This is a genomic window from Hyphomonas pacifica, from assembly GCF_000682675.1.
Classification (GTDB): Bacteria; Pseudomonadota; Alphaproteobacteria; order Caulobacterales; family Hyphomonadaceae; genus Hyphomonas; species Hyphomonas pacifica.
The window spans coordinates 1-21,866 of record NZ_AWFA01000038.1 but is presented as its reverse complement, the minus strand read 5'-3'; the positions used below and the strand labels follow the sequence as shown (position 1 = coordinate 21,866).

Here is a 21,866-nt window from a genome sequence, read left to right as displayed (position 1 = left end):
CGATGGACCACCTCAGTGGGGCAGAGCAGGGAAGGCGAAGTCGTTGCCGGACTCGTGCTCAAGCTCTATGGCTCCAATACGTCGGAGGTGGTCGAAAGCACCAAGAGACGATTTGAAGAGATCAATGCCTCCCTTCCTAATGGGGTAAAAGCAGTTGCCTATTATGATCAGGGTACGCTCGTTCAAAAGGCCGCGGCGACGGTTACGACCGCCTTGTGGCAAGGGGCTTCGCTTGTTGCAATTATTGTTTTCGTCTTCCTGGGTGGTTGGCGCCCGAGCCTGGTTGTCGTCCTGTCGATTCCGTTTTCTGTCGGGTTTGCTTTCATTGCCATGAATGTACTTGGCATCGGTGCGAACCTCATGACCCTGGGCGGCGTAGCCATCGCAATCGGTATGATGGTGGATGGCGCGATCGTCATCGCAGAGAATGTGGATCGAGGCTTCAAGGAACGGGCAGAGCATGACGATGCTCGTACTATTGTTGCGCGGGCAAGCACGGAAGTGATCGCTCCCCTTATTGCTGCGGTTGCTGTCGTCATCATCGTGTTCTTGCCACTATTTTCCCTGCATGGGACCGAAGGCAAGACGTTTCGTCCCTTGGCGGCCTCTGCAGCGCTCGCCATGACGGGCTCGCTGATCTATTCGGTATTAATAGCGCCGGCTATGGCGCTCAGTCTGATACGGCCATCTGACAAGACAAGGGGTGCGTCAGAGGAAAGGCTGACACGTTTGATCAAGCCACTTGCAGGATTCTTCGTGCGCCAACGGATGGTGGCGATCAGCCTCGCAACGCTTCTGCTTTTCGCCGGTGGTCTCGCGGCGACACGGCTCGGATCAGAGTTCACTCCTGCGATGGAGGAAGGTGATGTCTTGTTGCGGGTTACAATGGCGCCTTCCATCTCCTTGACGGAGGCCCAACTCACTTCGACCCGTATAGAAAAGCGATTGCTGGACTCCTTTCCGGAAATTGAATCAATTGTCAGCCGCATCGGTCGCGGTGAAGTCGGTGCCCATGCCGACCCGGTCAACAGCATCGAGGCGTTTGTGGCACTGAAACCAAGAGAAGAGTGGCGTGACGGAATGCGACCCGACACGTTACGGACAGAGATCTCTGATAATCTCGGTTCTTTCCCAGGTATCCGCGTAAATGTTGGTCAGCCGATCGCCATGTCGGTGGATGAATTGCTGACGGGAACCAAGGCGCAGCTAGCGGTCAAGGTATTTGGACCGGACACGGAGACTTTGCTGGAAAAATCCCAAAGATTGCAATCAATCCTTCAAAATGTGCCAGGTGCGAGTGACGTTCAGGCAGACCAGATCACAGGGGCGCCCCAACTCGTCGTTTCCCTCAACCGGACTGCGCTTGGCCGGTATGGTCTTAGCATCAAGGATGCCCTGGACGTGCTGCGCTCAGGCGTGGGTGGCACCGAGGCGGGCACGGTTTTTGAGGGAGTTCGTCAGTTTCCTGTCGTCGTGCGTTTTGCCGAACAGGATCGTAATACACCTGCCGCGATCGGTAGGATCATTCTGGAATCTGAGAGTGGGGCACGTATCCCATTGGAGAGTGTCGCCGAACTGGAAGAGATTGTGGGGCCACGTCAGATCACGCGTGAGAATGGCGAGCGTTTTATTGCAGTTCAATTGAATGTCCGTGAGAGGGACATTGGCAGTTATGTCGGTGAGGCTCAAAAGGCCGTGAAAGAAAGTCTGGACCTGCCTGCTGGCTACAGGGTGGAGTGGGGCGGTCAGTTTGAATTGCAGCGTGAAGCCAACAAGCGCTTCTCGGTCGTCATTCCGATCACGCTTGCCATTGTTTGCCTGATCCTGCTGCTGACATTTGGACGGATGAAGTCTGTGATTTTGATTCTGCTGAATATTCCGCTTGCTCTAACCGGTGGGGTGGTAGCTCTGTGGATCAGCGGACTGCCTGTTTCCGTGCCGGCTACAGTAGGCTTTATTGCCTTGTTCGGCATCGCCTTGGGCAATGGCATGGTTTTAGTCAGCTTCATGGACGATTTTGCGCGTCGGGGCTTCGAGCGTGACGAGCTTGCGATAGAAGCTGCGGGTTTGCGTGCTCGGCCGGTCCTCATGACAGCGCTCACCACTGCGCTCGGCTTGGCACCTTTACTCTTCGCAACTGGTGTCGGTGCGGAAGTGCAGCGACCCTTGGCAACCGTCGTGATGGGCGGGCTCGTCTCGTCAACTGCTTTGACGTTGCTGGTGCTGCCAGCGCTTCACCGCTGGTTCGCGCCGGAGCCTGAGAGCCCTCTTTCCGTAAGGGAAGCTCAGCGCGCCAGAAGGGGATAAGCGCTCTTTGATAGTTATGTGTGGATAATCGCGTTACAGTACTTTCAAAAAGCCGTCACAAATAGTTTGTGCTTGTTCTTCATGAGCGCAGTCAGGATTGCTGAAGGCGCTCTATGCAAGTCAAACTGTCCCGTCCCGAGGATAAGGCAAAGTCGGATGCGCTCTCAGACGTGTCAGCCGTGTGCGTGCAGGCGCAGGACGCGGCACTATTAGAGCGTACCAGATTTCTGAATCACCTATTTCGGGATCATTATGGGGAATTGGTGGGCAGGCTCCGAAAAGTATTTGGGGCAGGCCCGCCTGACCCTGAAGATGTCGCGCAGGCGGCTTTTTCAAAGCTCGCTGGGCTGGAAAACCTTACCCACATCCGGTCACCTCGTGCCTTCTTGTTCCGTACTGCAATCAATGTCGGCCTTAACTCGAATGACAAGCTGCGGCGCGGGCGGAACTTCGTCAAAAGCCAGCTGGATGGAAATTCGCATCCTGATATGGAAGAAATTTCTCCTGAAACTGTCTTAATGGGAAAGCAGGATCTCGAACGGGTTGCGAGCGCCATTCGGAAACTGTCACCAAAGCAGAAGGAAATCCTGCTGAGAAGCCGGTTCAAGGGGCAGACATATGCAGAGATCAAAAAAGATACGGGGTGGAGCGAGGCAGACATCTCACGACAGCTCGGCAAGGTCATGGCCTTGCTCCAAGATGAAGTGGGTGAATGAAGTCGCCCCATGAGTAAGTCTGAATCCTCCTGCCTGGCTACGAAGCCTGATACGCGGAATATCGAGGCGAGAGCCTGGGTGTTGTCCTTTGCTTCAGGTGATGTCTCGCCGGAGAAGGAAAGGGCCTTTGCCGACTGGCTTGTGGCCTCACCTGCGAACAGGGACGCTTTTTATCGCGCACGTGGACTATGGGACGGAATGGCAGAGGTTGACGGTATCGAAGACCTGCTTATGGATCAGAATAATATTTCTGCTCTTAAGCGGCCTGTCGCGCCGACGCGACGTTTGATGCTGGGCGGAGGGCTTGCAGCCGTGCTGGCTCTCGCCGCCGGTGTCGGTTTGTTGGCTCACCAGCCAGCAGCACCCGTCGAGAGTATCCTGATTGCCACGCAGCGCGGGGAAATCAGAACCTTTGCGCTTTCAGACGGAAGTGAAATCACTTTGGGTGGTGCCAGTCGCATCCAGGGGGATTTCACAGATCAGTCTCGCCAGCTAGAGCTGGTGGCGGGCAATGCTTACTTCGATATTGCGCGCGATGAGAACCGTCCGCTAACGGTTGATACGGGCGGAGTTCAGGTTCGTGTTCTGGGCACACGATTCGATGTGAAGAGGCGTGCAGACAGGGTGTCTGTATCTGTCGATAGTGGCCATGTGAGTGTGAGGGCTGCTGCCGGAGAGGCACGTGATCTTTTGGCGGGCGACAAGATTGTTTCAACACCTGTGCAAGGCCTTGGCAAAATAGAGAAATTTGATCTCCAAGAAGAGCTGTCCTGGCGCTCTGGCAGGTTGTCCTTCGTCAATGCACCTCTGCGCGATATCGTGGCGGATATGAACCAGTATAGCGAGCGTCCTGTACGTCTCACTGCGGGGGCGCCGGGTGACATGCGCCTCACCTTATCCTTTTCCACGCAGCAGATTGGCCAGGTATTGGCGGGCCTGGATGCTGCCTACCCAATTCAGGTGAAGGAAAATGATACAGAAATCCTGATTATGAGAGACTTCTGACGCTCAGTGCGGTGAACCTTTTATGAAGATGACAAGGTCTCTGAAAGAGCGACATGTCTGATCTGTCTTCCCTCTAGCCACGCAGGAGCGTGGCGCGGGTGTGATGCGTCACCCCGCAAGGTTTATCATGAGGGGAAAATCATGAATTCTTCTATCAGCCTGCGCAAAGCGCTTGCCCTGACGGCTTCGGGGGCCGCTCTGTGCCTCTGCAATTCGGCGCTTGCCCAGACAGCGCCCCAACAAGACGAAAAAAGTGTTCAGGAAACAGTCATTGTCACCGGTACTCGCGGCGCGCCTCGCACGGCATTTGACAGCCTTGCGCCCGTAGATGTGATTTCCGACAAGGCCATCGACCTCACCGCCTCTGACGAGGTGATGGATACGCTCTCTCAATTGGTACCCTCCTTCAACGTTAAGCGTCTTCCGATGGCGGATGGTCAGGTCTTTGTACGTCCGGCGAGTTTGCGAGCCCTTTCAGCAGACCACACGCTGGTGCTGATCAATGGCAAGCGTATGCACCGTTCTGCGTTGTTGGGATCGAATGGTGCTCAAGCACCTGACCTCGCGCAGATCCCGTCCTATGCCATCAAGCAGATCGAAGTGTTGCGTGACGGTGCCTCCGCTCAATACGGCTCTGACGCGATTGCTGGCGTTATCAACATAATTCTGGATGACGAAGGCGGCACCAAGGCCTTCGCCCAGGCAGGGCAGTATTATGAAGGGGACGGGAAGCAATACCGTATTGGCGTTCAGCAGGGCTTTGTATTCGACAATGGGTTCCTGAATCTTTCTGGCGAGTATACGGACGCTCAACCGACCTCCCGTAGCCGCCAGCGCGCAGATGCCATCGCTCTGCAGGAGGCTTTCCCTGAGCTGAACGTTCCCAACCCGGTCCAGAATTGGGGGCAACCTGAGCGTCAGGCCTATCGTTTCGCAGTGAATGGCCAATATGACTTTGCCAATACTGAGGCCTATGTCTTCAGCACCTATGGCTTCGGAAATGGTGTCACGGATTTCAACTGGCGTAATCCACTTTCCACCAGCGCCTTTGGTGACAGTGCGATTGATCCGACATATGATTTGTCTGCGATCTATCCAGTTGGTTTCACGCCGCGCTTCGGACAGGATGATAATGACTTCTCGCTCACTAGCGGCATACGCAGCGCAAGCGAGGGAGCTTTCTCCTATGATTTGAGCGCCAGCTATGGTCGTAACCAGATCGAGTATTTCATGTCCAACTCGATCAATGCGTCGCTCGGCTCAGCGAGCCCGACCTCATTCGACATAGGCACGCTGACGCAAAAAGAGTTCAACCTGAACGCCGACTTTGCCTATCTGGTCAGTCTTGACTTCCTTGCTGACGACCTGACCTTTGCGTTCGGTGCCGAGCGTCGTAACGAGGATTATGAAATCGGACACGGGGAATATGCTTCCTACGCTGTCGGGCCTTTGGCTGAAGAAGGTTTTCCGTCCGGCTCGAATGGGTTTCCTGGCTTCTCACCGGACCAGTCCGGCTCGTCTGACCAAACCAGTTATGCGGCCTATGTTGATGTAGAGGTGCCGGTTATGGACCGCTGGACGATTGGCGCGGCCGTACGCTACGAAGACTTCTCTGAGTTCGGAAGCGATACCAATGGTAAGATCTCGACGCGCTTCGAGCTTACACCAAGCCTTGCATTGCGCGCCACCGCATCAACAGGTTTCCGCGCGCCGACCCCTGGCCAGCTGTTCTCTGAGCGTACCTCTCAGGGACTGGACACGACAACGCTGAACATTTTCACACGAGGCCGTTACAGCCCGCAGGGGCCAATTGCCAACCTGATCAATCAGCGTGCAGATGTTACCATTCGTCCGCTCGAACCAGAGGAGTCCGAAAACTTCACGGCAGGGCTCGCCTGGAACAGTAATTTCGGTCTGACGGCAACTCTGGATGTGTATCAGATTGATGTCACAAACCGTCTCAGCACCTCATCGACCTATAATCTGACGGATGCCGAGCGTGCAGAACTAGCTGCCCTGAATGTTCCGGGAGCAGAGAGCATTACGTCCGTGAACTTCTTCCAGAATGATTTCGACACGCGCAGCAAGGGGCTTGACCTGGTGATGGCCTATGGGTTCGCCTTGGGCGCGGGTCAGGTAAATGTCACCGGCGCGTACAATTACAATAAAACAGAAGTCACGGGTGGTAGCTTCGCAAGCAATACCACTGCTGCTGATCGTTTCGAGAAGGGCATTCCGCAGAATACGGCCAACCTTCAGGCGACCTACGAGATTGGCAAATGGGATGTTTTCGGCCGGATGCGCTATTACGGCGAATGGCGCGATTATTCAGGTAACTCCACCGGCGATATCTTCCAGGATTTCGGTGGAATGGTTCTGTTCGATCTTGGGACGACATATCAGGTGAACGACAATCTCTCCCTTCGTGTCGGGGCCGAGAATGTGTTCGATCAATACCCTGATGAAGCAACATTCCAAGCTAGCCGCGGGCTTATCTATTCCCGGAATGCGCCGTATGATACGGATGGTGGGCAATACTATGTCCGCCTGGATTTCAGCTTCTAATCCTGGGACCGGATATGAACTTTACCAGACGACTGGTTATGAAGGGCGCCGCTTTCGTAGCGGCGTCCTTTACCGCAACAGAAACCGGCTGTGCCACTGCGCCCATCGCTGCTTCAGCTGCGAAGCAGGCCGTAGAGGATATCGCCACGGATGAAACGTACTGGAGGGCCATTGCCAAGCATTACGATGTCATTCCTGATGTTGTGAACTTCGAAAATGGCTATTGGGGGCTGATGGCAAAGCCAGTGATGGAGGCCTTCTTCCGCAGCACTGAAAAAGTGAACCGGAGTAATTCATGGTATGCCCGAAGAGAGTATTTTTCTGACATGCAGCCTATTCATCAGCGCCTTGCCGATTTCCTTGGAGCGGGAGCAGATGAGATCGTTTTTACCCGCGGCGCGACGGAAGCCTTGCAAGGGTTGGTCAGCGGATACAACCGCCTGAAATCAGGTGATGCAGTCATGTATTCAGATCTGGATTACGACTCCATCCAAACCGCCATGGATACGAAAGCAGAGCAGACAGGCGCCTCTGTCGTACGCATCAAGATTCCAGAACCGGTGACCTATGACAGCCTGCTGGAGACTTATCGACAAGCGCTGGTCTCAAATCCACAGGTTCGCCTTCTGCTGCTGACGCATATCAGCCATCGGACAGGTCTGAAAATCCCTATACGGGAAATTGTCGAGATGGCGCGCGGCTTTGATGTGGATTGCATTGTTGATGCCGCCCATTCGTGGGGGCAAACCAACTTCCGGATCGAGGACTTGGGTGCAGACTTTGTCGGTTTCAATCTGCACAAATGGATCGGTGCACCGATTGGAGCTGGCCTGATGTATATTCGCCTTGAGCGCTTGGCGGACATCTCCCCGAATATGTCCGAGCGGCCTGAAGGTGTTGGGGCCATTTTTAATCGCGTTCATACAGGCACCACCAATTTTGCCACTTTCCTGACGGTTAAGGACGCACTGGATTTCCACGAGCTTGTTGGACCCGAGAATAAGGCGGCACGGCTCGTCTATTTAAGGAATCTCTGGGCCGAGGAGATGCGCGGCGATGACCGCATCGAAATCCTTACGCCAGATGATGCCCGCCTACATGCCGGCATCACGTCTTTTCGCGTAAAGGGAAAGACAAGTGTCGAGGACAATAAGGGCGTCGCAAAATTCCTGTTGGAGAAGCATGGTATCTTCACCATTCATCGCTCCGGTTTGGCAGGCGGCGCTTGTGTGAGGGTTACCCCGTCACTGTACAACACGCCAGACGACTGCATTCAGCTTGTCGGTGCGCTGCATTCTCTTTTGGCGGACATTTAGGGGGCGGCCTAAAAGCTCTGTGTTATTTCCTGCTTTTTCGACTGCGAAATCTCGGCGCAGGGCATTCTTTGTCATGCGCCTGTCATCTATCTCGGGTTCTTAAGGGCAACTCCAACTCGAATGCTGGGCGCTCCCTGTGGGACCAATGCGATCGGTCTGCTTGTTCCTTATAGCCAGTGCGATGACGGTGTCTCCTGCTATGGGACAGACATACGATCTGCGCATTCAGGAAATGCCGCTTGCAGATGCAATCAATAGACTTGCTGAGCAGACCGATACGGTCATCATTTCGGAAGGAGCAGACCTGACCGGCATCACCGCACCCGCTCTAAGCGGTGAGCTGTCTGTGAAACAGGCGCTTCAGGCGCTTCTTGCGAATTCTTCTTTGACTAGCCATTCTGATGTGAGCGGCGTCTGGATCATTCGGCGAGAGGCTGCGCCTAGAGAGTTCCAAGACAAGCCGCGCCCTGTATCGCATCTTGTCCCCAAGCTGAGGCGAACCGTTTTACCGGACATAGATGACCTCCGCACATATGATACAGTGATTGTTACCGGTTCGCGGTCTAGCCTTACGGAATGGGAGAGTATGTCTCCAATTGAGGTGCTGCCACAGACGGATCTCGCATCCCCCGTATCTGACGACTTTGCGGATGTTCTGGCTGAGCTGTTGCCGGGTTTTTTTGTGCAGCGCAGGCCCCTGAGCGATGGGGCTGTCTTTGTACGTCCTTATAGTTTGAGAAACTTATCGGCAGACCACACTTTAATCATGGTCAATGGGAAGCGTCAGCACCGTTCTGCTATGCTGAATACAGGTGGATCTCAGTCCTCTGATCTTTCCAGAATACCAGTCAATGCAATTAAGCGCGTGGAAGTTCTACGTGATGGGGCGTCGGCGCAGTATGGGTCGGATGCGATTGCCGGGGTGATCAATGTTATTACGCGAGACGATGCAGATATCGAATTCTCTGCACAATACAGTCAGTATTATGAAGGTGACGGCATACAAAAACGTTTAGGATTTGGTGGTGGCACAACAGGTCCGCATGGCGGTTTCCGGCTTGGTCTAGACTATAGTGATGCAGCTTCCACCTCGCGTGCCCGCCAGCGGCTTGATGCCCTGCAGTATCTGGAGCAGCATCCTGACGCGGATATAGCAGACCCCGTACAGAAATGGGGTCAGCCCGAGCGTGAGGATGCTCGTCTCCTGTTGACCGGCGATCATGAAACCCCGCTCGGACAGGCCTATGGTTTTCTGAATGCCAGCCAGGGGCAGGGTGTGACGGACTTCAACTGGCGCAGCCCGACAACGCCAAGTGTCTATACGGAGAGTCCAGTTTTTGATGGTTGGAGCCTTAGCGACCTTTATCCTAATGGATTTAAACCTCAATTTGGTCAGGAAGAGAAGGATCTTTCCACGACGGTTGGCCTCAAAGGTGGGCAGGGACATGGGATCTCCTATGATTTGAGCGCCAGTTTCGGTGAGAACCGTATCGATTACTTCCTATATGACACGATCAACGCATCCATGGGGCCTGGCAGCCCGATCCATTTCGATGCGGGAGGGTTACGGCAACAGGAATATGATCTGAATGCTGATTTTCAGACAGAGCTACGTGTTCCATCTGTAATCTGGAAACCCATAAATCTTGCTTTTGGGTTTGAAGTGAGAGAGGAGACTTACAAGATCATCGCGGGGGATGCTGCCTCCTATGAGATAGGGCCGGGCGCCGTTGATGGCCTCACATCCGGCTCCAATGGCTTTCCTGGATATACAGAAACGCAGGCAAAATCCCACGACCAGGCAAGCTGGGCTGCATATGCTGATGGAGAGACGGCTCCAACTGAGCGCAGGCGTTTGGGGCTTGCGCTTCGCTATGAGGAGTTTGATACATTCGGAAGTCGTCTTAGTGGGAAACTCTCTTTCCGTCAGGATCTGAGTTCCAGTCTCATGATGCGCGGGACAGTGTCCACAGGCTTCAAGGCGCCGACTCCTGCACAGATATTTTCAGAGCGGACATCCCAAGGCGTAGCTCCGGACACACTGGACGTCTTTACGAATGGGCGCTTCAGTCCGACAGGGCCAGTCGCCAAAATCATAAGTGAGCGGGATGACGTTGAGGTTTCTACGCTGCGCCCTGAGACATCGATCAATTTTTCCATGGGGGTTGTCTTTCGCCCGTTTGAAAGTCTCGTCAGCAGCCTTGACATATATGATATAGAAGTCAGTGACCGGATATTTATATCTGATGGTTATAATCTGGCTGTAGAGGAGCGCGCACGTCTCGCCGCCTTGGGGGTGCCAGGAGGGGAGAGTGTTACATCTGTTTCCTTCTATCAGAACAGCTTTGATACAAGAACTACCGGTCTGGATCTGGTGTTGAAGTATAATCGTGACCTTGCGGGCGGAGATCTGTCTTTTGCTGTCTCATACAATTATAATCATAGCGACGTGCTGAATGCTGATTTTATTGACAATCCAGCACGAGTTTCTCGCTTCGAGAAGCTGTATCCCCGCTATTCTGCCAATTCTTCAGCAAGCTATCGCTATGGCAATGTCACCTTTCAGACTAGCTGGAAGTGGATTGGGCCATGGGTTGATTATACAAATCAGGACGGCACTTACGTTCAGGAATTCGGATCTGAACTCTTCATAGATGCGGGCATTTCATGGGATGTAACTACGCATTTGACCCTCAGTCTTGGCGCTGAAAATCTCTTTAACCAGTACCCCGATGAGGCCAGGCTCGAAGCAAGCAAAGGCCTCATCTATTCGCGTAACGCTCCTTACGATACCGATGGCGGACTATATTATATTCGCCTGAATGCCCGACTATAGGTCTGTTGCGGGGCAGACGTCTTTCAGGTTGCTTTCCATATCCAGCCGGAGAAGGCCAAACGCCTGGACCAAGCGTCTTGATAGTTCGCATGTCCGGTCGCTCTTTTGCAGGGCTGGATCAGTTTTCATCTCCGCGGTGAGCTTTGATATGCTCAATGCCTCTGTTTCCATGCGGCTTCCTCCAGTGCTGGGGCTGTCGAAGACCATAGTGGATTGAGGCCTGTTCACTTCAATGACGGGCCAAGCGGGGCAGTTCGCGGTCATGGTGTAGCGGGCCTCGCCATAGGCAAATTGCGTCCAGCAGCTCATCATTGCCTGTGAGACAGCTTGCCGACCTTCCGCATTGTTTTTTGTGAAGAGGCGCTTGTCTAGTTTACCTAGAAAGCGCTCAAAATGTCCGAAGACAAAAGGAATTTCCATGCTGTGGGCTGCACCGATCAGCTGGCCGAGATCGCTCATCCCGACCTTTGACTCTTCATCCCAGTCAAACCGATAGGTGCGGACAGGGCCGGCATCATGCTCGACCAGCTTCTGGGTAAAGTCTGTGACCCCGATGGTCCGCCAGACACCGGTCATGTAGTAAGACATCGCATTGTAATAGGCTTTGTCTTTTGCTTTCGGGAACAGCAGCAGGGCCTTTTTGGTCATGTAGGGATCAAAAGCCAGAAGGTATTTGGCTTCATCCCGATTTGACCCCAGAATGATGGGTACGCTGCTTCCAGACTGATTCTGCGCTACGGCGTCGTCCAGCGGCATGTCTGGCAGGGTTTTGCCATCGCGAATGACCGCTGGCGTCAGACCTGAGCCATAGGCGGCAAAAATGTCATTTAAAGACGCGTTGCGTAGATCGTCAGCAGTGGGGTTCGATTTATCCGTAAAGGAACGGGCGGAAGGAACCGCGCCTGTAACTCTGTCACCGAGGCCATCCCGAGCCCAGGAGAGAGGCGCGCTTGCAGGCAGACCACTCTGTGCAATGGCCGCGCGGTACAGGCCATTGGCCTGCGGCATGGCAAGCAGGGCGAGCACATTGTTCGCCCCGGCGCTTTCTCCGAACAGGGTTACAGCGTCAGGGTTTCCGCCAAATTTCTGGATGTTATTCTTCGTCCATTGAAGCGCCTGGACCAGATCAAACAGGGCGAAGTTTGCGATTCCGTCTTCAAGGGCAGGGTGTGCAAACCAGCCAAGCGGGCCCAGACGGTATTGTACAACCACAACAACGACCTGGCCGGACTCGGCGAGCTTGGACCCGTCATATTGCTCTGCACGGCCCCAAACATTTGACCCGCCATGGATCCAGAACATGACAGGCAGGTCGCTGTCTGCGGTAGAGTCCGACGGGGCATAGACGTCCAGATAAAGGCAGTCCTCATTCCCGCGCAGTACACCTTTCGGCATGCCGAACAGGCCGTCCAGCCCGTTCGTCATCTGGGGGCACCAATTGGCATGTTCCAGGGCTGTCACAGGCGTATGCCATGGCTCGGCCGCTTGTGTGTGCCGCCATCTCAACTGTCCAACCGGCGGCTTCGCATAGGGAATCCCCAGCCAGGTTCTGGCCATGTTTTCAGATACGCCGCCAATGACCGAGCCTGCATCGGTCTGAACCAATGTGTCTGCTCTCTGGGGTAAGGCCGCCTCTCGGGGCACTGCGCTTTTCGCGCAGGCTACAAGCAGGCAGAAGACCCAAAGCGCACTTAGTCTGGATGCCATGATCAATGTCCTTGGGAAGTTTTGTGTTGTATCCAATGCGTTCGGATCGTGAACTGATCGGGTATGAATGACTGCTGTGGATATGCGAGTTTCGTAACATCAGAGCTGGTCAGGTGAGAAGTGGTGACGCAAGATAGAAGATGGTTTCAGTCCTTTGTCTACCACCCGGCTCCAATCCGATCACGACGCATAGGTGGGTGGATGGCCATTAGGTTTTGATTTTGCTCAAGGCTAACGCGCCTTAGTTGATTGTTAAATCAACCAAAGGGTATATTTTGCCACCTTCGTAATATTTTATCCCATAGTTTTATCCATATAGTGGAATGGGTGGGAAAATATCTTGGGCAATCTTCCTTCGGTATTGGCTAGTGTGTAGTTTCCCTCTTGAGTCTATTTGCAACCAATTTGGGCCTGAAGATCAGTTGGAGGGAAGGCTGAGAGATGTTGAGAACTTCACGGTCTCCATTGAAAATGTGGAGGAGACATCAACAAGATTGGGAACGAGTTCGACAAAGCGCTTATAGACATGATCATAATGGTCAATACTGCCAACCTGGATTTTGAGAAGGTAGTCATCCTTTCCCGTCAGGCGATGACACTCAATGATTTCAGGGATTATGTCGACAGAGCGGGCAAAGACATCAAGCCATGACTTGCTATGATTTTCTGTGCGTACAGACACAAAGACGGTGATGCCCAGGCCCACTGTTGAGGGATCCAGCAACGCCACACGCTTCAAAATGACGCCTTCATCCTCCAGGCGTTTTATGCGGCGCCAGCACGGATTGGTGGAAAGGCCTACTTTGTCAGCGATGTCCTGAATCGAGAGGGAGGCGTCTTGCTGAAGGGCATTCAGGATACGGCGATCAATATCATCTAGTTTTGCTAACTTGCTCATGTCAGTAACAATATCCCAAAAATATAATAATATAAGCAAAAAATGGGATAAAACTTAAAAAATTTCGGTGTACTTCCCAATGATGCGCCTTTAGCTTTTACATTATCGTCACATGTAGAACCCATCAGAAGAACAGGGTCGTGGCGTACCGAGGGAGATTTCAGCGTGTGTTAGCCTTTGTGGCGGCGTGCGCTCGGCAAATCTAAGGTGAGAGGGAAACCGCAAAATATTCTGGATCGGCTTAAGCCTGCAACCGTTTGTAAGTTAACTTCAAATGGCTTGTAAGTGGACTTCAAGAGAGACGCTTAAGACGCGTCCGCTTCCAGATTTTGCGGTGATCCGGATCACGCAAAACAACTTAAGTCTTTCATGAGGGGAAGCATGTTTAGAAAATCCAGAAGCTCAATTCTTGTTCGGGGGGCGTCATCGTTCGTTCTGGCTGCCGCTCTGGCCAGCGGCGCAATGGCCCAGGTCGACGACACAGATGAAGAAGTCGCCTTCGACACAGTCGTCATCACGGGTAGCCGCCTCGGGAATGCCAATTTGACCTCCAGCAGCTCCGTAGCTGTTCTTGATGGCGGCGAAGTGGATGTGCGCGGTGTGACGCGCGTTGAAGACCTGCTGGGAACTTTGCCGCAGGTGGCATCGGGGCAAGGCTCCACGTCCGGTGTAAATGGTGCGCAGGCGACGGTGAACCTTCGCGGCCTTGGTGCCAACAGAACGCTTGTGCTGGTGGACGGAAAACGTCTTCCCTATGGCTCGCCTATCAATGTGGCTGCGGACCTGAACCAGGTTCCGTCCCAACTGATTGACCGGGTTGAAGTTCTCACTGGTGGTGCAACGGCTGTTTACGGCTCGGACGCTGTGGCCGGTGTCGTCAACTTCATTATGAAACGTGACTTTGAAGGGCTGGAACTGGATGTCCAGGGAAGCATCTTCCAGGCAGGCAACAACAATTCCGATATCGAGCGTGTGCTGTCTGATTACGGCCAGCCGAACCCTGACAGCATCTTCGATGGAGAGTCCGGAGACATCAACCTGGTCGCGGGTAAGAATTTTGATGACGGCCGTGGCAACATCACCGCCTATGCCGGCTACTCCAAGGATAATGCCATTCGCTGGGAAGATCGTGACATTACGGCTTGCCCGTTCACCACACGGGATGGCGGAACGGATTTTGGTTGTAGCGGTTCCGGCTCTATGCCGCGTCTGACAAGATATTCCCGTACCGGGGCAGGCGGCTTCAACCTGGTCGTCGATGAGGCCACGGGTGAGTTACGCAACTACAATCAGTCTACAGATGCTTACAACTTCTCTGCGGGTAACTATCTTCAGCGTCCGCGCGAACGTTACACCTATGGGGCATTTGTCCGTTATGACCTGAAGGAAAACATGGAATTCTTCATGGATTTCTCCGTCACGGACAACAAGACGGAAGCTCAGGTCGGTCCGGGCGGCCTGGCGCTTGGCCGGACATCTTCCATCAATTGTGACAATCCGCTTCTGACGTCTGAAATGCTGGCAACATTCTGTGATGCGGGCAGCGTCTACGTCGATAATGACGGCGTGCCGCGGGCTCCACTGAGAATTGGCCGCCGGAACATGGACTTTGCACGCGTCAACAATTTCCACCTCAACACCCAGCGTATTGTTGGTGGCATTCGCGGTGAAATCTTCGGCGGCGTCGATTATGAGCTGTTCGCCCAGCACGCAAAAGTCGACTATACGGAGCTTCTGCTGAACGATGTATCCACCTCCCGCGTCACGCGTGCTCTTGATGCTGTGACAGACCCTGATACCGGCGACATCGTCTGCCGTTCTGTTCTGACCGGTGAAGACCCAAACTGTATTCCGTTTGATATCTTCTCCCCGAATGGTATCACAAGGGCCGCGTCCGATTATGTGACCATGCCAACCCTTCGTGTGGGGGACACGGAGCAAACCGTCATCGGTGGTACGCTCTCTGAAAACTTGGATCGCTGGGGTGTCGTCAGCCCGTTCGCGTCTGAAGGTGTCAGCGCTGCCATCGGTTTCGAGTACCGCAAGGACTCGCTCTCTTTGACGCCAGACTCCAGCGACACGACAACCAGCCAGCGCGTTGCGGTTGCTGGTGAAGTGCCGGTCTATGAACTCTTCACAGAGATTCAGGCACCCATCATTCAGGACATGCCGTTCGCAGAAGAGCTGACCCTCTCTGCCGCATATCGCTACTCTGATTACTATGACACCACAGGCACACAGAGTACGTACTCCTTCGGTGCCTCCTGGCGTCCGATCTCAGATCTGCGCCTGCGCACACAGTATCAGCGGGCTACGCGGTCACCGAATCCGATCGAGTTGTTCGCACCGCAAGAGATCGGCCGAGGTACCCTCTCGGGCCAGCCGAATGGGCTAAAAGATCCGTGTGCAGGTGATTTTGATCCCAACACGACAACGCCGGAACCCTTCCGCTCTCTGGAAGAGTGTATGAGAACCGGGGTCACAGCGGATCAATACGGTACGATCCTGGATAGTTCCGATAATATTCCCACTTTGGCAGGGGGCAACCCGAACCTTGATCCGGAAATCTCCGATACCTGGACAGGCGGTTTCGTTTATGAGCCGAGCTATCTGCCGGGCTTCGTTGCCAGCGTGGACTACTTCTCCATCGAAGTTGATGACTTCATTGGTATGGTCGACCCAAGCGAGACGCTGGGCCAGTGTCTGGACACAGGCGATGCGAACTATTGCGGTCTGATCAATCGTGACTCCGCAGGTACGTTGTTCTTGATCAGTGGTGAGTCCTACATCCAGAGCACGCTTATCAATACCGGTCTTCTGAAGACGACTGGCTTTGACATCAGCGCATCTTATGGCTTCGGGCTGGACCGCTTCGGTCTGAACAATGCAGGCGACATGAAAGTTACCTATGCTGCGACAATCTTGGATGAGCTGACATCGCAATCCCTGCCAGGCTCACCAGCTCTGGATTGTGCAGGCTATCATGGTGATGCCTGTAACAATCCGGCACCGGAATATCGTCACCGTGTGGCGCTTGACTGGACGCGCGACAAGCTATCGACCATCTTTAGCTGGCGTTATATCTCCTCGGTGGATCAGTACTCTTCTGCGCCGACAGCGGTGAATGAACTGGATGCGACATCCTACTTCGATCTCGCTGCCCGCTATGAAGTTTCTGAAAAGTTGCGCCTCCGCGCTGGTGTGAACAACATCTTCGATCAGGATCCGCCTCTGACATCCCTCTCCGGTTATGGCGGCGGGGAAACAGATGGACGCGGGAACACCTATCCCCAAGTCTATGATGCCCAGGGCCGGTACATCTTTGTCGGCGCGACCATCAATTTCTGATGATCTGATATAAACTGATACACCCCGCCCGGTTTGACCTGGCGGGGTGTATTTCCAAAAATAACCCGCCTTTCCATTTTGGGAGTTCGTGATGAAGAAACTGCTTGTGACAACCCTGCTGAGCGCGGTGGCTTTATTGCCCTCATGCGCAAGTGCCAAAGAGGTCCGACAAGAAAAGACTGCAGTTGCCGGCGGGCAGACCCGTCCCATTGCGATCACACATGCCAATATCCTGACAGCATCGTCGCCTTTGATTGAGGATGGCACGGTGGTTTTTTCAAATGGCCGGATTGTTTCGGTTGGCAAGACCGTCAAAGTGCCAGGAAATGCGGAGATCATTGATGCAGAGGGACGCTGGGTCACGCCCGGCATCATTGATGCGCACTCTCATCTGGGTGTGTACCCGACGCCTCTTTTTCCATCGAATATGGATCTGAACGAGAGGACCGGGAATAACACGGCTGGTATCAGCGCTGAGGATGCCGTTTGGCCGCAGGATCCAGGCTTTGAGCAGGCACGGCGGGGCGGCGTCACGACGCTGACAATCCTGCCCGGCTCTACCAATCTTATCGCAGGCAAAGGCGTTACCCTGAAGAATGTGGAAGCAGCGACCGTACAGGAGATGAAGTTTCCTAACGCGCCATACTTCCTGAAAATGGCCTGCGGGGAAAACCCCATGAAGATTTATGGCGGGGCAGGCAAGAAGCCTTTTACCCGCATGGGTGTGATGTCTGAATTCCGAAAGGCCTGGGCCAAGGCACGCGAGTACAAGGCGAAGCATGAGGCCGACCCGTCCGCTCCGGTCGACTTGCAGCTGGAAACGATGGCCAAGGTTCTGGATGGGGAGATCATCCCCGTCGTGCACTGCTATCGCGCCGATGAGATGGCTCATTTGATCGACATCTCGCATGAGTATGGCTTCAAGATCGGCTCGTTCCACCACGCGACAGAGGCCTACAAGATTACGCCTCTACTGAAGGCAGAAGACATCGGCATTGCGACATGGGCGCGCCGCTGGGGTTTCAAGATGGAGGCTTATGATGCCTCGGATGCAACTCCGGCAGTTCTGGAAGATGCTGGCGTGAGGACTGTTCTGCACTCGGACAACTCCATCCTTATCCAGCATATGAACACCGAAGCTGCTATGGCCCTGGCCTCTGCGCGCCGCGCCGGATACGACTTCGGGTATGAAACTGCGATCAAATGGATCACGGCAAACCCGGCCGAACTGATGGGCATTTCAGATCAAACCGGAACATTGGAGCCCGGTAAGATGGCCGACATCGTACTGTGGTCTGGTGATCCTTTCAGCGTCTACAGTGTGGCGGACAAGGTGTTTATTGATGGCGTGACGGTCGTGGATGAGACCGAAACAGACGAGGAGTCTTCGGACTTCCTGGCAGGCCAGTATGGTGAGGAGGTCCAATAATGTTGAAACTCATGACATCCCTTTGCGTCGCGGCCTGTATTTCACTGCCGCTTTACGCCCAGACCCTGGTTCTGGAACACGCCAAGATCATAACCGCGAGTTCTGCTGGCGAATTGGAGGACGCCTCCATTGTCATTCAGAATGGCAAGATCTCAGCTGTGGGGGAGACCGTTAACGTGCCTGCAGGTGCTGAAATCATGGATATGACAGGGCGTACCATAACGCCGGGTCTTGTTGCCGCCAACACAACGCTGGGCGTGGTGGAAATAAATGATCGCGCCAATGCGAATGACAGCTCTGCTAAGACGTCTGACCTCTCTGCGAGTGTTGAAATCCAGTATGCGGTCAATCCGGCGTCGACGCTCATTCCTGTCGCGCGAAATGGTGGTATCAGCCGCGCCATTGTCACACCGGGCCTGGGAAGCGGCAGTCAGGAAAAGCTGAGCTTTGGCGGGCAGGGGGCTGTCATTGCTACGGGTGACGGGCAAGACCCGATCATCCTGCCACATGCAGGTGTGACGATTAATCTGCGCGGTGTGAAGACGGGCCGCGCTGCAATGTTCCCTATGCTAAAGGCCCTTTTGGAAGACGTATCACTCTATGCCGCAAAGGAGACGCCGGGGGATATGTCCGGCCTGACCCAGAAAAACTGGACCCGCGCGGATCTGGATGCGCTCGCACCTGTTGCCAGAGGTGAGGCGCCACTTGTCATTGAAGTGGACCGCGCATCTGACATTTCCCAAATGCTCAAGATTGGTAAGGCCCTGAACCTCAAAATGGTTCTGGTTGGTGCTGCCGAGGGCTGGGTCGTGGCGGATGAGATCGCTGAGGCAGGCGCCTCTGTCGTGCTCAACCCAATCGATAATCTGCCGTCGAATTTTGATCAGGTCCGGGCCTCTATCGAGAATGCCACTCGCCTCAATGCGGCAGGTGTGAGGCTTGCCCTGACGAGCAATCGTGACGGCCATGATGTCCGCCTGACGCGCTATCATGCTGGCATGGCGGTCGCCCATGGACTACCCTATGACGCCGCAGTCAAGGCAATCACGGTCAATCCCGCGCGCATGTTCGGTGACACGACCGGCGGAGAGATCGCTGTTGGCCAAGACGCTGACATCGCAGTCTGGTCAGGCGACCCGCTGCAGCCTTTGACCGATCTAGTCGTGCTATATGTTCGCGGAGAGGCCCAGCCCAAGACAGACCGGCTGACCGTCCTGCGCAAGAAATACGTGAAATCTGGAGAGTAATGAGATCATGACTGGCAACAAAACTGCCTTGAAGCGTATATTTGCCGTATACTGTGTAACACTTGGCTTTGCTGGACTAACGGGCTGTGCGTCCGTGTCGTCTGCTTCGGCAGAGGCTCTCCTGATCCGCGATGCAGACATCTTTGATGTCACGGATGGATCGGTGCAAGAGGCTGACGTGCTGATCCTTGATGGCCGGTTTTCTGCGGTTGAGGACACGATCACCAAATACCCGTCCGGAACGCGTATCATTGAGGCGAATGGGTTGGCCTTGCTGCCTGGGCTGATTGATGTGCACACACATTGGACTGGTATGAACGGGGCAGACCGTGCGTCGATCGCCTCGGATCTCCTCAAGGCGGGCGTCACGACTGCGACGGATTTCCATTCCGCTCCAGAATCCTTTGAGAGCAAGCGCGCCTATCACAAGACCATTCAGTCGCCTCACGTCTTCTACGCGGCCCGCATCGGTGTACCATACGGACACGGAACAGAGTGGGGCGATGAGCACATAACGAAAGTCATCTTCTCTGCGCGGGAAGGGCAGGCGGCCGTTGAGTCCCTGCTGCCTTACAAGCCCGATGCCATAAAGGTGTTTGCCGATGGCTGGCGTTATGGCGGTGTGGTCAATCTTACCAGTATCAATGAAGATGCGCTTGAGGCTGTCGTCGATACGGCCTCTGCTGCGGGGCTCCCTGTCTTCAGTCATACCGTGACGGTGGAAGGCGGAAAAATCGCTGCCGAGGGCGGTGTAACAGCCATTGTTCACGCCATTCAGGATGCCGACGCAGATGAGGAACTCGTCAGCCTGATGCAGGAGCATAACGTTCTGTATTCCCCGACCCTGACAGTCTACGAACCCTTCGAGCATGAACTTGCAGAAATGAGTAAGGTGGCGGCCGCAATGGTCCTGTACCGTCAGGAACGCTCCCGCGCAAACATGCGAACCTTCCTGGACGCAGGCATTCGCGTGGCCCTGGGTACCGATCAGGGGATCGACAACAATCCCTTCGGCGAGGCAGATTTGAGAGAGCTGGAACTGATGGTTGATTTCGGCCTGACGCCAGCCGAAGCCCTGCAGGCAGCAACCCGTAACAGCGCAGCTGTGCTTAAGCTGGAAGATGACCGAGGCAGCATCGAAGTCGGCAAACGCGCAGACTTTATTCTGGTCGATGGTCGCCCATGGGACAGCATTTCAGACATCCGGAATGTCAAACATGTCTTTGTCGATGGCGTACAGGTTGTCGCCGACGGCCAGATGACGAAGCCGCAGGACTCAGGCCGTCCGTCTGCCACGCCGGCGCAGGCTGCAATTGACGATTTTGAGTCTGATGATCTGACGACGAAGTATGGGGCCCGCCGTTTCAAGACATATGATGGCGGTCTGCCGCGCTCGGAAGTCATGCTGGGGCGTGTGGAGCGTGTAGGGGGCGGCAAGGCGCTGCACATGTCGGCCACGATGGCCCTGAAGGATGATCCGTTTGCCTTCGCGACGTTGCCCTTGTCACCAGGTGAGTTTGTTCCTGTCGATGCCAGCGCCTTCACCGGCGTCCGCTTTGAAGCACGCGGCAGCGATACATATGACATCATCTTGTCCTCCACATCCGGAGAAGGTGAGCATAGCTTTGTCGCTGGTCCGGAATGGAAAACGGTCGAGTTCAGTTTTGCCTCTTTGAAGGGTGAAGGTGGTGCGCCGCTGGATGTGTCCGAATTGCTGGACGTCTCCTTTGGCATGCATGCACAGGCCGATCAGTCTGTCTGGCTGGAAATTGACAATGTGGAATTCTACTGAGGCGTCCCTTGAGGGCAGGCTCACTCTATATGAGGTAAGGACATGAAAACACTATTCTATGGCGTATGCGGCGCAGCATTTCTTGTTTCCGGATGTGCTGGCAGCGGAGCATACTCTTCGCAGGCTTCTGTCTCTGAGCAAGCCACGCAGGAGGCTCTCCCCATGGTTGGCGGAGAAGTTGAGGCTATCTCGTTCCTTGGCCAGCCGCTTTACAGAAACAGCACGGTGCCAGAGCTGGATGCCCAGGCGAAGATCAATGCTCTGATCGCCTCAGGCGGGGCGACGGAAGATGCCTTCCTTGACCTCGGCGCTGAACTTGCCGGGGCTGGCCAGTATCAGGACGCTATTGCGGCCTATACTGAAGGCCTGCGCTTACATCCCGACTCCTTCAAGCTGCGCCGCCACCGGGCGCACCGTTATCTGACCGTAAGAGAGGTCGAAAAGGCTCATGCTGATCTGGATGAGGCTCTTGAACTGGTCAATCTTGAAGAGACGCCCTCCATCGAGATGAAGGGCGGTGAGCCGCATGGCTCTTACAAACACTGGATCTGGTATCACCTTGGAATCTATTATTACCTGACCCAGGATTATGACAGCGCCGCGATGGCCTATGAGCATTGTCTTGAGACGGCCTCATCGAATGACATGCTGATCGGTGTAGTGGACTGGCTGTGTCCGTTTTCGAACGGTTGAGACACTC

13 protein-coding genes are annotated in these 21,866 nt (G+C 54.5%); 11 read left to right on the top strand and 2 right to left on the bottom strand.

What is annotated here, in order from left to right:
* The 6 genes from HY2_RS12045 to HY2_RS12020 all read left to right on the top strand — a co-directional run.
* Positions 1-2,307: efflux RND transporter permease subunit (locus tag HY2_RS12045; RefSeq protein WP_034827975.1), on the top strand; the 2,307-nt coding region annotated here is incomplete at its 5' end.
* 113 nt (positions 2,308-2,420) lie between these two features.
* Positions 2,421-3,023, top strand: a complete 603-nt coding sequence (locus tag HY2_RS12040; RefSeq protein ID WP_051594978.1) for an RNA polymerase sigma factor — start codon at positions 2,421-2,423, stop codon at positions 3,021-3,023.
* A gap of 9 nt (positions 3,024-3,032) precedes the next feature.
* Positions 3,033-4,028 carry a FecR family protein gene (locus HY2_RS12035; protein ID WP_034827969.1) on the top strand — a complete coding sequence of 332 codons (996 nt, stop codon included), beginning with the start codon at positions 3,033-3,035 and terminating at the stop codon, positions 4,026-4,028.
* A 141-nt stretch (positions 4,029-4,169) separates the two neighbouring features.
* On the top strand, positions 4,170-6,593 hold the full coding sequence (locus HY2_RS12030) for a TonB-dependent receptor plug domain-containing protein (RefSeq protein ID WP_034827967.1): 2,424 nt from the start codon (positions 4,170-4,172) through the stop codon (positions 6,591-6,593).
* A gap of 14 nt (positions 6,594-6,607) precedes the next feature.
* Positions 6,608-7,909: an aminotransferase class V-fold PLP-dependent enzyme gene (locus HY2_RS12025; RefSeq protein ID WP_034827965.1), complete on the top strand. Its 1,302-nt coding sequence runs from the start codon at positions 6,608-6,610 to the stop codon at positions 7,907-7,909.
* Positions 7,910-8,255: 346 nt separating this feature from the next.
* The gene (locus HY2_RS12020) at positions 8,256-10,745 is read left to right on the top strand and encodes a TonB-dependent receptor plug domain-containing protein (protein ID WP_158534023.1); all 2,490 of its coding nucleotides are present in this window, start codon (positions 8,256-8,258) and stop codon (positions 10,743-10,745) included.
* Here HY2_RS12020 and HY2_RS12015 read toward each other — a convergent pair.
* Both HY2_RS12015 and HY2_RS12010 read right to left on the bottom strand, forming a co-directional pair.
* Entirely contained in the window at positions 10,740-12,452 is a 1,713-nt protein-coding gene (locus HY2_RS12015; protein WP_081815043.1) for a carboxylesterase family protein, read from the bottom strand. The genes HY2_RS12020 and HY2_RS12015 overlap by 6 nt on opposite strands.
* A 418-nt stretch (positions 12,453-12,870) precedes the next feature.
* Complete coding sequence (locus HY2_RS12010) at positions 12,871-13,350, bottom strand: Lrp/AsnC family transcriptional regulator (protein ID WP_034827960.1); 480 nt, start codon at positions 13,348-13,350, stop codon at positions 12,871-12,873.
* Positions 13,351-13,731: 381 nt separating this feature from the next.
* Here HY2_RS12010 and HY2_RS12005 point away from each other — a divergent pair, with 381 nt between their 5' ends.
* The 5 genes from HY2_RS12005 (at position 13,732) to HY2_RS11985 (ending at position 21,859) form a co-directional block, all read left to right on the top strand.
* Positions 13,732-16,698 (top strand): TonB-dependent receptor domain-containing protein, encoded by a 2,967-nt coding sequence (locus HY2_RS12005; protein ID WP_034827958.1) that lies wholly within the window; start codon positions 13,732-13,734, stop codon positions 16,696-16,698.
* Between the two features lie 91 nt (positions 16,699-16,789).
* Positions 16,790-18,127, top strand: coding sequence for an amidohydrolase (locus tag HY2_RS12000; RefSeq protein WP_034827956.1), 1,338 nt, complete (start codon positions 16,790-16,792; stop codon positions 18,125-18,127).
* On the top strand, positions 18,127-19,374 hold the full coding sequence (locus tag HY2_RS11995; RefSeq protein WP_051594975.1) for an amidohydrolase family protein: 1,248 nt from the start codon (positions 18,127-18,129) through the stop codon (positions 19,372-19,374). The genes HY2_RS12000 and HY2_RS11995 overlap by 1 nt, the downstream gene beginning before the upstream one ends.
* Before the next feature lie 7 nt (positions 19,375-19,381).
* The gene (locus tag HY2_RS11990) at positions 19,382-21,166 is read left to right on the top strand and encodes an amidohydrolase family protein (RefSeq protein ID WP_051594974.1); all 1,785 of its coding nucleotides are present in this window, start codon (positions 19,382-19,384) and stop codon (positions 21,164-21,166) included.
* A 42-nt stretch (positions 21,167-21,208) separates the two neighbouring features.
* Complete coding sequence (locus HY2_RS11985; protein ID WP_112063345.1) at positions 21,209-21,859, top strand: tetratricopeptide repeat protein; 651 nt, start codon at positions 21,209-21,211, stop codon at positions 21,857-21,859.
* Positions 21,860-21,866: the final 7 nt, after the last annotated feature.